This is a genomic window from Erythrobacter sp. JB3-1, from assembly GCF_057364995.1.
Genome location: NZ_CP200289.1, coordinates 1913999 through 1927064 on the forward strand (window position 1 = coordinate 1913999; position 13066 = coordinate 1927064).

The 13066-nt window shown below is 61.0% G+C and carries 9 protein-coding genes; 8 read left to right on the forward strand and 1 reads right to left on the reverse strand.

The features are described from left to right. The first annotated feature begins 5 nt into the window (after positions 1-5). Genes AC0V6M_RS09030 through AC0V6M_RS09045 form a run of 4 tightly spaced genes read left to right on the forward strand, consistent with a single transcriptional unit; the run spans position 6 to position 5230 of the window. The gene (locus AC0V6M_RS09030) at positions 6-1127 is read left to right on the forward strand and encodes an FAD-dependent oxidoreductase (RefSeq protein WP_486138487.1); all 1122 of its coding nucleotides are present in this window, start codon (positions 6-8) and stop codon (positions 1125-1127) included. A gap of 45 nt (positions 1128-1172) precedes the next feature. Beyond that, positions 1173-3314: an FAD-dependent oxidoreductase gene (locus AC0V6M_RS09035; RefSeq protein ID WP_486138488.1), complete on the forward strand. Its 2142-nt coding sequence runs from the start codon at positions 1173-1175 to the stop codon at positions 3312-3314. Beyond that, positions 3311-4612 (forward strand): NupC/NupG family nucleoside CNT transporter, encoded by a 1302-nt coding sequence (locus AC0V6M_RS09040; RefSeq protein ID WP_486138489.1) that lies wholly within the window; start codon positions 3311-3313, stop codon positions 4610-4612. Before AC0V6M_RS09035 ends, AC0V6M_RS09040 begins: the two co-directional genes overlap by 4 nt. Before the next feature lie 12 nt (positions 4613-4624). Then, on the forward strand, positions 4625-5230 hold the full coding sequence (locus AC0V6M_RS09045; RefSeq protein ID WP_486138490.1) for a CDP-alcohol phosphatidyltransferase family protein: 606 nt from the start codon (positions 4625-4627) through the stop codon (positions 5228-5230). On the opposite strand, the gene AC0V6M_RS09050 is transcribed toward AC0V6M_RS09045, so the two are convergent. Next, the gene (locus tag AC0V6M_RS09050; protein WP_486138491.1) at positions 5220-6017 is read right to left on the reverse strand and encodes a DUF1499 domain-containing protein; all 798 of its coding nucleotides are present in this window, start codon (positions 6015-6017) and stop codon (positions 5220-5222) included. The genes AC0V6M_RS09045 and AC0V6M_RS09050 overlap by 11 nt on opposite strands. A 145-nt stretch (positions 6018-6162) precedes the next feature. Between AC0V6M_RS09050 and AC0V6M_RS09055 the strand changes: the two genes are divergently transcribed. The 4 genes from AC0V6M_RS09055 to AC0V6M_RS09070 all read left to right on the forward strand — a co-directional run bounded on the left by AC0V6M_RS09055 (position 6163) and on the right by AC0V6M_RS09070 (position 13060). Beyond that, positions 6163-7353: an FAD-dependent monooxygenase gene (locus AC0V6M_RS09055; RefSeq protein ID WP_486138492.1), complete on the forward strand. Its 1191-nt coding sequence runs from the start codon at positions 6163-6165 to the stop codon at positions 7351-7353. A 139-nt stretch (positions 7354-7492) separates the two neighbouring features. Then, on the forward strand, positions 7493-8125 hold the full coding sequence (eda, locus tag AC0V6M_RS09060) for a bifunctional 4-hydroxy-2-oxoglutarate aldolase/2-dehydro-3-deoxy-phosphogluconate aldolase (protein WP_486138493.1): 633 nt from the start codon (positions 7493-7495) through the stop codon (positions 8123-8125). 70 nt (positions 8126-8195) lie between these two features. Beyond that, positions 8196-11834, forward strand: a complete 3639-nt coding sequence (locus tag AC0V6M_RS09065) for a hydantoinase B/oxoprolinase family protein (protein ID WP_486138494.1) — start codon at positions 8196-8198, stop codon at positions 11832-11834. Beyond that, entirely contained in the window at positions 11831-13060 is a 1230-nt protein-coding gene (locus AC0V6M_RS09070; RefSeq protein ID WP_486138495.1) for an Nramp family divalent metal transporter, read from the forward strand. The genes AC0V6M_RS09065 and AC0V6M_RS09070 overlap by 4 nt, the downstream gene beginning before the upstream one ends. Positions 13061-13066: the final 6 nt, after the last annotated feature.

Here is a 13066-nt window from a genome sequence, read left to right on the forward strand (position 1 = left end):
CAGGGATGACTGCGCGCGCGCCCTTTGAGATTCTGCTGATCGGCGGCGGACATGCGCATCTCGCGGTGCTGGCGGACTGGATCCGTGATGGCTTGCCAACTGCGCGTGCGGCGGTGCTCACCCCTTCGCGGTTCTTGCGATATTCCGGCACTGTACCCGGCTGGATCGCTGGCGAATATGCGCCGGAGGACGGCCTGGTCGATGTCGAGGCTTTGGCGAGGCGCGCGGGCGCTGAATTCATAACCGACCGCTGCATAGCTATCGACCCAGAGGCACGCTCTGTCATGACGCTGAGCAGCGGGCTGATCGCCTTCAAGAGATGCTCGATCGACACCGGCGGGGTTGGCAGAGCCGCGCGCGTCCTTGGCGATGATCCGCGCATTGCCAATGTCCGCCCGATTGATGCCTTTGCTGAGCGGGTGCGCGAATGGAGTGAAACAGCAGACGCTCGGCGCGTTGCGGTAATTGGCGGCGGGGCAGGAGGGACCGAGCTTGCCTTTGGCCTGCGCAATATGCGCGGCGGAAACTCAAAACCCGATGTCACACTGATCACCGGATCAGACGGCTTGCTTCCGGGCTTCGCGGCAAGAGCGCGCAGCCTCGTCCAATCCGAACTCGCCGCCCAAGGTATCACAATCGCCGCAGAAAACGCCCGCATCGAAAACGGCCATTTGCTCGCTGGTTCGCATTCCCTAGAGGCCGTAGATCTGATCGTTGCCGCCATAGGCAGCGGCGCACCTGATTGGCCCGCAGCGGGAGGGCTTGCGACCGACACGCAAGGCTTCATCGCGGTCGATGCCCACCAACGCAGCCTTTCTCACCCACACATCTTTGCCGCCGGAGACGTTGCCAGCCGTCAGGACCGGCATGTCCCGCGATCCGGCGTCCATGCGGTCCACACCGGACCTGTGCTCGCCGCGAACATTCGCGCCGCTGTGGGCGGCGGGGAACCCAGCCGCACCTACCCTCCGCGCCCGGCCAGCCTTTACCTGATCTCCACCGGCAATGGCTCGGCCATCGCGGTCTATGGGGGACTTGCGGCAAGCGGGCGCTGGGCAGCAAAACTCAAACGCTGGATCGACAAACGCTGGCTTGCCACCTACGCGAAGTTGGCGGGTGAACTGTAACCGCTTAGCCAAGCAGTGCGAAGTAGGGGTAAGCATAGGAAACCCATGAAGAAGATCGTCATTATAATCGCGCTGATTGCGCTCGTCGCTGCTTATTTCATCTTTGATCTGGGCCAATATCTCTCGATTGCCAGCGTGAAAGAACAAGCCGCCAGCATTGATGGGTTCTATCAAGAGAACCCGGTTTTGGTGATCGGCATATTCTTCTTGGTCTATGTCGCGGTTACCGCCGCCTCGCTGCCCGGTGCGGCAATTATGACGGTTGCGGCCGGCGCATTCTTTGGCCTGGTGGTCGGCACGATTGTCGTCTCATTTGCCTCAACCATTGGCGCAACGCTGGCATTCCTCGCCTCGCGCTATGTCCTGCGCGACAGCATAGAGGTGCGCTTTGGCGACCGGTTAAAGGCGGTGAACAAGGGGCTGGAGCGCGACGGCGCGTTCTACCTCTTCACCATCCGCATGATCCCGGCGATCCCGTTCTTCGTCGTCAATCTGGTCATGGGTCTCACCCGGATCAAAACGTTCACTTTCGCCTGGGTCAGCCAAATCGGCATGCTGCTCGCCACGGCTGTGTTCGTGAATGCGGGCACCCAGCTCGCTCAGATCGATAGTCTTGAGGGCATTTTGTCGCCCGCGCTGATCGGCTCTTTCGTGCTGCTGGCAATCGTCCCGTGGCTGGCCAAGTTGATTATCGGCTGGATCAAGCGGCGTAAAGTCTATGCTGGCTTCACCAAGCCCAAATCCTTCGACCGCAACATGGTCGTGATCGGCGCAGGCTCTGCCGGGCTGGTCTCTGCGCTCATCGCCTCTACGGTGAAGGCTAAGGTGACCCTCGTCGAGGCAAACAAGATGGGCGGCGATTGCCTCAATACGGGCTGCGTGCCGTCAAAGGCGCTGATCAAAAGCGGCAAGGTCGCTGCCATGATCCGCAATGCTGACAAATATGGCCTTACCGCTGCCGAGCCGGAGGTGCCGTTCAAACAGACCATTGCCCGGGTCATGGGTGCGGTGAAAGCGATTGAGCCGCATGACAGTGTGAAGCGCTACACCGGCCTCGGCGTCGATGTGATTGAAGGCTATGCAAAGGTCATCGACCCATGGACGGTGGAGATCGCTCGCAATGATGGCAGCACAGATCGGTTGACCACGCGCAGCATCGTGATCGCAGCGGGCGCAGAGCCGTTTGTTCCGCCACTCGATGGTGTGGAAGATAGCGGCTACCTGACCTCAGATACGATGTGGGATGCCTTTGCCGAAATGGATAAAGCGCCCGCGCGCGTCGCGGTGCTGGGCGGCGGACCCATTGGCTGCGAAATCAGCCAAGCCCTTGCGCGCCTCGGCTCTAACGTCACGCAGATCGAAATGGCGGACCGTGTGCTGGGCCGCGAGGATGAAGAGGTTTCTGAACTGGCGCAGCAATCGCTGGAGGAAGCGGGCGTTACCGTCCTGACTGATCACAAAGCGGTACGCGCAGAAGGTGGCGCGATTGTCGTCGAGCATAAGGGTAGCGAGAGCGCAGTTCCCTATGACGCGCTGATCATTGCGGTTGGGCGCAAAGCGCGCCTGACCGGATATGGTCTGGAGGATATTGGCGTCGACACCAGCCGCACGGTTGTGACCGACGAATTCCTCGCCACCAAATTCCCAAACATTTACGCGGCGGGCGATGTCGCAGGCCCTTATCAATTCACCCACACCGCCAGCCATCAGGCCTGGTTCGCCAGCGTCAATGCGCTGTTTGGCCAGTTCAAACGGTTCAAGGCGGATTACCGCGTGATCCCGGCGGTGACCTTCCTGGATCCAGAGGTTGCCCGCGTTGGCCTCAACGAGACTGAGGCGAAAGAGCAGGGCGTAGCCTACGAGGTAACCCGCTATGATCTCGACGATCTCGACCGCGCAATCGCCGAAAGCGAAACCAAGGGCTTCGTCAAAGTGCTTACCCCGCCGGGCGGCAAAGACACGATCCTGGGCGCGACCATTGTCGGCGCGAATGCGGGCGAATTGCTGGCCGAATACACGCTGGCGATGAAGCACAAGCTGGGCCTCAACAAGATCCTGGGCACCGTGCATCCCTACCCAACCATGGCTGAGGCGAACAAATTTGCCGCCGGCAATTGGAAGAAGGCGCACAAGCCGGAAAAACTGCTCGCCTTTGTGGAGAAATATCACACCTGGCGGCGCGGTTGAGCGGTTTGGAACTCTTCGATCAGTTTCGCGGGATCATCGGCCTTGCGCTGCTGGTGCTGATCGCATGGGGCCTGTCCGAAAATCGCAGCGGGCGGCCCAGTTGGGCATGGATCGCCGGGGCGCTGGTGATGCAGGGCGCGCTCGCGCTGATCATCGTGCGGGTGCCATTTGTCTGGTCCGTGATGGAATATGCCAATGCTGGTGTGGCCGCGATTGAGCGGGCGACACTCGATGGCTCATCCTACATGTTCGGCTATCTCGGCGGCGCGCCGCTGCCCTTTGAGCTCAAAGAAGGCGCGGATGCGCCGCTGATCGTGGCGTTTCAGATCTTGCCGCTGGTGATTGTGCTTTCCGCCATTGCCGCTCTGCTGTGGCATTGGGGCGTGCTGCGCTGGCTGGTTGCCGGCCTGTCCTACATGCTGCGCCGCACGCTGAAGGTCAGCGGCGTCGTCGGGCTCGCGGGCGGCTCGAACATGTTTCTCGGCGTGGTGGAAAGCCCGCTGGTGATCCGGGCCTATTTTGCGAAAATGAGCCGGGCAGAGCTGTTTCAGGTGATGGTGCTGGCCATGTCGACCATCAGCGGCGCGGTGTTGGTGCTGTACGCCTCCAGCCTGTCAAAGACGGTGCCCAATGCGGTGGGCCATATGATCTCCGCCTCGCTGGTGTCGCTGCCGGCGGCCTTGCTGATCGCGAAGTTGATGGTGCCGGGCAAGGCGGGCGCGGGTGGCGGCGAAGAAATCGCGACAGAGATCGACCGCGAAGATCCGGGCCTCAAATACGCAGGCAGCATCGATGCCATCGTCAAAGGCACGATGGACGGGATGCAGCTGTTCCTGGCCGTGGTGGCGGTGATCATCGTCGTCTTTGCGCTGGTTTCACTGACTGATCAGGCGCTGTCCCTGCTACCCTTGGTCGGCGGAGAGGCGCTTACACTGGGGCGCATTTTCGGCTGGCTGTTCTCCCCGCTGATGTGGGTGATCGGCGTGCCGTGGGATCAGGCGCAGGATGCAGGCGGATTGATGGGGACCAAGGCGATCCTCAACGAATATGTCGCCTTTTTGGAGCTATCGGCCCTGCCAGAGGGCACATTTGAGCGGCGCAGCCTGCTGATCGTGACCTATGCTTTGTGCGGCTTTGCGAACCTAGCGAGCATTGGTTTGCTCGTATCGACCATTGGCACTCTATGCCCGGAGCGCCGGGCAGAGGCCGCTGGGCTGGGCATCAAGAGCTGGATCGCAGGCAATATCGCCACCGCTATGACAGGCGCGTGGATTGGCCTTGTGACGTTTGGGACGTAAAGCCCAGACACAATGCTCGACGCTAAACTCCGCCCGCTGATTGATCCGCCGCTCAACCGGATGGGGGCCGCACTGGCGCGTATCGGGGTGAGCGCTAATATGCTGACTTTTGGCGGCTTGGCCTTGGGATTGGCCGGGGCGGCGGCGATTGCCTTGGGCGAATTGTGGCTGGGCCTCGCGCTGATTATCGCCAATCGCTTGGCAGACGGATTGGACGGAGCGGTGGCGCGCGCGACGCAGCCGAGCGATCTGGGCGGCTATTTCGACATTGTTGCCGACTTTGCCTTTTACGTGTCGATCCCGCTCGGCTTTGGCTTGTTTGATCCGGCGAACGCTTTGCCTGCTTTGGTGCTGGTCGCCGCGTTCGTTTTAACCGGCACCAGTTTCCTCGCCTTTGCGGTGATCGCAGGCAAGCGCGGCGAACAGACCGATGCGCATGGGAAAAAGAGCTTCTTTTACTCCACAGGCCTTGCAGAAGGCGCTGAGACCATTGCAGTTTTCATCGCAATGTGCGTGTTTCCAGCATGGTTCGCTTTCATCGCATATGCGTATGCAGGTCTGTGCGTCGTAACCGTCTTTCAGCGCAGCGCTCTGGCCGCAATTCAGTTTAAGGATTGAGCCGCTTTTCGACATTGGCGCGTAGCTCTTCGATCCGCGCGGCATTGGCACCCAGATCGCTCACCCCGACCCGGCTGATCGAACGGAAATCGATCTGATTTTCTGCGACGCGAGCGGTCACATCATCCTTGAAGCCAAACCAGAAAGTCTCGGCCAGGCCGTCAACTCTGCCAGCTTCGGTATCGGCCACGACATTGTCAAAACCCATGTCTTCCATCGCCGCCGCAACTGCGGCCACTGCGTCTGCTTGGCTGGTGCTGCCGAGCGGCAAAGGCGCGAGACCTGCATAGGCCGACGTGATCAGTTGCGCGTGGGATTTGCCGGCGATCTCTGGATCGCTTTCCTTCCACATTTCAATCTGGCCGAGCGGGGTCTGATAATCATTGATTGGGTTCGCGCCGCTTTCATCGCGCGCGCCCAGCGCGGCGGCAGAAAGGCCGGGAGGGTTCGCGGTGTCGGTAGCAATATCGTGGATCGGCGGGATCGCGCCAGCCTGCGCGCGGACCATCGCTAGTGCGCCAAACGCGGTCGCCGGGATCGCGATGGCGAGCAAAGCCAACAGCCAGCCCTTGCGCGGTTTTCTAAATATGCAGACCACAAAGGAAGCCAATGCCGCCAGCGCCACGCCGCCAAGCAGCAGCGGGCCAACCTTGGCGATCAGAGTGCCAAGGCCTGTTTGCCAGCTCCACAATCCAAACTTGGTCCCAAGCGCTGAACCGGCGAAATAGACCGGCAAAAGCAAGGCGAGGACGAAAACGAAGCGGCTGTGCCAAGGGGTTTTTTGCATGTCCGCATCTCTAGCGAGGCAGCCCAAAGCTGCAAAGCCCCATCATCACCCATGTGCCAGCGGGTGTTGATAGAATGCGCTGCGCCCGCGATAGGGGGCGCTCCATAAGTCGCCCGGCGGCGCAAGCGGATAGGCACAGGTTTCCATGAAAGCGATCATTGTCGGCGGCGGAATTGGCGGGCTTTGTGCTGCGCTGTGCCTCGATCACTTTGGCTGGCAGGTTGAGGTTTTGGAGCAGGCCGAAACACTGAGCGAAGTCGGCGCCGGCATTCAGGTCAGCCCCAACGGCGTGAAGGTGCTGCGCGCACTTGGCGTGGAAACGGCCTTTGAGGAATCCGCCTTCGCCCCAGAGGAAGCGCAGTTCCGCATCGGCACCTCGGGCCAGCTAATCGGGCGCACCCGCTGGGGCGCAGCGATGGAACAACGCCACGGCGCGCCATACTGGCATGTGCACCGTGCGGACCTGGCCGTAGTGCTTGCAGACGCATTGGAAACACGCAGCGCGGGCGCATTGCGAACTGGCTCGGTGGTTACCGGCTATGGTCAGGACGCGCGCTCTGCCTGGGTCAATCTCGCCGACGGATCGCGAGTGCAAGGGGACATCGTGATCGGCGCAGACGGCATCAAATCCGTCATTCGTCAGCAGATGCTCGGGCGGTCCAAATCGCGCTTCACCGGCAATGTCGCATGGCGTGCGGTCGTGCCTATGGATCAGCTGGGTGAGCATGCCCCGCCGCCCGCCGCCTGTATTTGGATGGGGGAGGGTAAGCATGCCGTCACTTACCGGCTGCGCGGAGGAACACTGGTCAATTTTGTCGGCGTGGTGGAACGCGATGATTGGCAGGTCGAAAGCTGGAGCGAGCGCGGAACTAGGGAACAGGCCTCGGCCGATTTCGCAGGTTGGCACCCGGTGATCACTCGCATGATCGAGCAAGCCGATGCGCATTATCGCTGGGCCTTGTTTGACCGCGCGCCAATCGATCAATGGAGCGACGGGCGCGTCACCCTGCTCGGCGATGCCTGCCACCCGATGCTGCCATTTATGGCGCAGGGGGCGGTGATGGCGATTGAGGATGGCTGGGTGCTAGCGCGCGCTTTGTCCGAGGCCGCCAATGTGCCAGACGCGCTAGTCCATTACGAGGCGCAGCGTCAGCCGCGCACCGCGCGCGTTCAGCGCCGTGCCACCGGCAATATGGGCATATTCCACCGCCGCAGCGCGCCTGCGAAGCTCGCGACTTATGGACCGATTTGGCTCGCCAGCCGCCTTGTCCCCAGAGCATTGGATGCGCAATTCGACTGGATCTATGGCCATGATGTGACCGCGCACACTGCCTAAATCACGGTGCGCCGCGCATACGTTTGCTCCTTCGCTGCACAGCGTTTTCACTGGTGCATCAGGCGTAATAAGGGTTAGAGACGAGCCTCTTTCAAAGGCGCCCGGCAAGCGGCGCAATGGGGCACGGAGGCATACCCACATGACCAGCGATCTTTCTTCCCGGCTCAGCGCAGCGCCCGTGGTTCCCCTGATTGGCGAGAATGACGCGGCGCTCGCCGTGAAGACCGCCAATGCCCTAAACGCTGGCGGCCTGTCGGTCATCGAAGTTGTGATGCGCAGCGATGCCGCCCAAGCTGGGATGGAGGCGATCATCGCCGAAACCGAAGGGCTGATCGTTGGTGCGGGTACCGTCCTGACACTCGACCAAGCCAAATCTGTCCGCGCGAGCGGCGCGGAGTTCATCGTGTCCCCCGGCCTGGTCGACGAGATCGCCGTCTATTGTCTCGATGAAGGCATCCCCTTCTTCCCGGGCACCATGACCGCTGGCGAAGTTCAGCGCGCCTATGCACTGGGTCTGCGCGATGTGAAGTTCTTTCCCGCTAGCCTCGCGGGCGGCGTGCCGATGCTCAAGGCGTTGGGTTCTGTGTTCCGCGAGATGCGCTTCATGCCCACGGGCGGCGTTTCCGCGGGCAATCTGGCAGAGTTTCTGGCGCTTGATCACGTGCTTGCCTGCGGCGGCAGCCGGCTGACCCCGCGCGATGCAGTGGAAAGCGGCGACTTTGCGCGCGTCACTCAGCTAGCGAGCGAAGCTGTGGCGATTGCCAAGGGCTAACTTGCCATAACCGCCCGGCTCGACCACAGCTTGGAATGTGATGAGCTCTTTGGGTGCGTGTTGAGGCGAGATGGACGGGGATACCGGCTGGCAGTTTTGGATTGATCGCGGCGGTACCTTTACCGATATCGTCGCCCGCGATACCGCTGGCGCGCTGACCACACACAAATTTCTTTCCGAAAATCCTGAACATTATGAGGATGCCGCGCTGCATGGCATTCGCCTGATCTTGGGGCTGGATGGCGATGCGCCAATCCCGCTGGATCAGATTTCCGCGATCAAAATGGGTACGACGATTGCCACCAATGCTCTGCTGGAGCGGGAGGGCGAGGACACTCTGTTCCTGACCACGCGCGGGCTCGGGGATGTGATCGAGATTGGCTATCAATCGCGGCCAGATACCTTTGCGCTCAACATTGAAAAGGCGCATTTGCTCTACCGCGAGGTGGCCGAAATTGATGAGCGTGTGCTGGCGGATGGAACGGTGGAGTTGTCGCTGGATCAGGCGCAGGTACGCGAAGTTTTGCAAGCGGCCTATGATGCGGGCATTCGCTGCCTCGCTGCGGCTTTGATGCATGCTTACAAATTTCCGAAACACGAGCGGCAAGTAGCTGAGATGGCGCGGGAAATTGGCTTTACGCAAATCTCGGTGAGCCATGATGTAAGCCCGCTCAGCAAGATTGTGCCGCGCGGCGAGACGACGATTGTCGATGCCTATTTGACGCCTATTCTGAGGCGCTATGTCGACCGGGTGGCGGGCGCCTTTGGCGAGTTGCATGAGCCGGGACAGCTGCTGTTTATGCAAAGTTCTGGCGGACTGGTGGATGCAGCTCAGTTTCGCGGGCGCGATGCGATCCTCTCTGGTCCGGCAGGCGGGATTGTGGGTTGTGTTCACACTGCAAAGCTGGCTGCGTTCGACCGCGTGATCGGCTTCGACATGGGCGGGACATCAACCGATGTGTCGCATTATGCGGGCGAGTTTGAGAAGGTCTATGAGACCAAGGTAGCGGGCGTACAAATGCGCGTGCCAATGCTCAACATTCACACTGTGGCCGCCGGGGGCGGATCGGTGCTGCGCTATGAGGACGGGCGGCTGCGGGTTGGACCGGGCTCAGCGGGTGCAGACCCCGGCCCGGCGAGCTACCGGCGCGGCGGCCCGCTGACGGTCACCGATATCAATGTGGTGTTGGGTAAATTGCAGCCGGAGTATTTTCCGAAGATTTTTGGCGCTGGTCAAAATGAACCGCTGGGCGTGGAGGCGGCGCGCGCGGGCTTTGAAGCGATCGCGAGCGGGATCGCCGACGGCCGCAGCGCGGAGCAAGTGGCGGAGGGTTTCCTTGAGATTGCAGTCGAGCACATGGCTCAAGCGATCAAGAAAATCTCGATTGCGCGCGGCTATGATGTGCAGAATTATGCGCTCAATTGCTTTGGCGGAGCGGGGGGACAGCACGCCTGCTTGGTAGCGGAACGACTGGGTATTCGCTCAATCTTGCTGCACCCTTTTGCCGGGGTGCTGTCCGCCTATGGCATGGGATTGGCCGCGATAGAGACCGAGCGGCAGCGCGTCGTGGACCAAGAACTCAGCGGAGCAGTACTGGCGCAGGTTGATGCCGTGATTGCTAAGCTTGAGGCGGAGAATACCCGCGAATTGGAGGGGCAAGGCGCGGATGAGCACACCCTCAAACATCGTGCCTCCGCTCTGCTGCGTTATCGCGGGACGGACACGGTGATCTGCGTGGCCATGGGCAGCGCAGCGGACATGCGGGCGGCGTTTGAAGCGGATCATGCGCGGCAATTCGGCTTTCTCGTGCCGGGTAAGGCTGTACTGTTGGACACTTTGGTGGTCGAAACCCGCTCAGTGAACAAGGCACCCATTGAAGCGGTGCTGGAGGGGCGCAGCGGTGTCGAGCCACTACCCATCGACGAGGTTCGCATGTTCACCAAGGGCGCACACCACAAGGTGCCGATTTATGACATCGCGTCACTAGTGCCGGGAGCGGCCATCCAAGGCCCCGCCATCATCACTGAGCAGACTGGCACGATCATTGTTGAGCCGGGCTGGAGCGCTGATCTCAACGGCTATGGGCACCTTATCCTGACGGCAGCAGAGACCGAAAGCGTTACTGCGGCTGACACTCAAGTAGCTCAGCAAAGCGATCCCGTTACGTTGGAGATATTCAACAATCTCTTCATGTCGATCGCCGAGCAAATGGGTATTGTCCTGCGCAACACATCGCAATCGGTGAACGTGAAGGAACGGCTCGACTTTTCCTGCGCCATTTTTGATGCGGACGGCAATCTGGTCGCCAATGCCCCGCATGTGCCGGTGCATCTCGGATCGATGGATGCCAGCGTAAAGACAATCATCGAGAGCGGTCAGACGATCCAGCCAGGCGATGCCTTCGTGCATAACAATCCGCATAAGGGCGGCTCGCATCTCCCTGATGTCACTGTAGTTACCCCGGTGTTCGACAAGATGGATGGCGCGCTGATGTTCTTCACCGCCTCGCGCGCGCACCACGAGGATATTGGCGGTATCGCGCCCGGATCCATGTCGCCGCTGGGCCGCACAATCCATGAAGAGGGCGTGCTGCTCGACAATATCAAGCTGGTTGAGCGCGGCGAAATTCAAACCGCGCGATTGGAAGATGTGCTCAGCAGCGGGCCTTATCCGGCGCGCAATCCGGCTCAAAATGTCGCTGACCTGATGGCGCAAGTCGCGGCCAATAAAGCAGGCGCGAATGAGCTCGGTAAGCTGGTGCGCAGCTATGGGCTGGGGCAAGTGCGCGCCTATATGGGCTTTATCCAGGACAGCGCGGAGGCGGCGGTCAAACGCGCAATCCAGACGCTTGACGACGGTGAATTTGCGCTTGAACTCGACAGCGGAGCGGTGATCAAAGTCGCCATCCGCGCGGACAAACAAGCGGGCCGCGCGGTCGTCGATTTCATTGGTACGTCCGCGCAGATGGACAACGCATTCAATGCACCGCGCGCGATCACGCATGCCGCGATCCTCTATGTCTTTCGCTGCCTCGTCGGCGATGACATTCCGCTCAACGCTGGTTGTATGAAGCCGCTCGACGTGATCATCCCAGAAGGTTGCCTGCTCAATCCCGCGTTTCCAGCGGCGGTGGTCGCAGGCAATGTCGAGACTAGCCAAGCGGTCACCGATGCTCTGTTCGCGGCGCTTGGGCGGCTTGGCACGGGCCAAGGGACGATGAACAACCTCACCTTTGGCAATGCCCGCGTCCAATATTACGAGACGATCTGCTCTGGTGCGCCCGCTGGCCCGGGCTTTGACGGAGCCTCCGGCGTCCATACCCATATGACCAACACCCGCATGACTGATCCCGAAGTGCTGGAGCAGCGCTATCCCGTGGTGCTAGACGAGTTTCGCATAGAGCGCGGATCGGGAGGCAAGGGCCAATGGAACGCGGGCGACGGGGTGCGTCGAGTGATCCGCTTTCGAGAGGAGATGGAATGCTCCATCCTGTCAGAGCGGCGGCGCGTGCCAGCCCCCGGCATAATGGGCGGCGAGAATGGCCGCGTGGGCCGCAATCTGGCTGAGCGTGCGGGCGGTGCGAGCGACGACCTTGGCGGCTGCGCGCAAACCCATATGGCGGCGGGCGACCGGATTGTGATTGAAACACCCACTGGCGGCGGCTTCGGTCCACTTGCCGATAGGGAAGCAGAGAGCAACGACACATGATCAGCCGCATTCGCAGTATCGGCCCAGGCGCGCTCGTCACCGCCGCGTTCATTGGTCCGGGAACCGTCACCGCCTGCACCATCGCGGGTGCGAGCTTTGGCTACGCGCTGCTGTGGGCCTTGGTTTTTGCGACGCTGGCCACGATTATCTTGCAGGAAATGTCGGCCCGGCTGGGCGTTGTGACACAGCGCGGGCTGGGCGAGACTTTGGCAGACCTGCTGCAAGCTTCCGTCTTCAAATGGCCGCTGATCCTGCTCGTGGGCCTCGCGCTCTATCTCGGCAATGCTGCCTATGAGGCGGGCAATCTGTCCGGTGCGGCTCTCGGAATTGCGGCGATTGCGGGGGAGGGGGATGCAGCTTTCAAGATCGCAGTGTTGGCGATAGCGGTTCTGGCCGCCGCGCTGCTGCTCGCCGGATCGTACAAGCAGATTGAGCGTGTCCTGCTTGGTTTGGTGGCGATTATGGCGTTCGCCTTTGCGGCGACATTCGCCATCGTTCGCCCTGATTTCGGCGCGATGTTTGCGGGCATGTTTGTGCCCAGCATTCCGCCAGAAGCGCTGCTGACCGTCATCGCTCTGATCGGCACCACCGTTGTTCCTTACAATCTGTTTTTGCACGCCTCGGCGGCCAAGGCGCGCTGGAGCAACACCGAAAATACCGATGCCAATTTGAGCGAAGCGCGCGCCGACACCAGCATAGCCATTGGCATTGGCGGCCTGATCGCGATCCTGATCGCATCGACCGCCGCGGCGAGCCTGTTCGCCGCCGGGATCAATGTCACCAGCGCCGCAGAAATGGCGAGCCAGTTCGAACCCTTGTTTGGTTCCAATTCTAAATATCTGCTTGGTATCGGTTTGTTTGCAGCCGGGCTGACGAGCTCGATCACTGCACCGCTCGCCACTGCGTTTGCGATGACGGAGGTCTTGCGGCTCAAAGGTGGCCAGAAATCGCTCGCCTTTAAGGGGATCGCGCTCAGCGTGATTGTGATTGGCGCGGGCATATCGCTCGCGGGCATCCGGCCGATTGAGGTGATCGTCACCGCGCAATTTGCCAATGGTCTGCTGCTGCCGATAGTCGCCGCGTTCCTGCTTTATGTGATGAACCAGAAGGCGGTGCTGGGGCGCTATGCCAATGGCACGCTTGCAAATGTGCTGGGCTTTGGCGTGGTGTTTATTGCAGCGGGACTGGGCCTGAGGCTGGTGCTGCGCGCAGTGGGCCTGATGTAGGCGAGG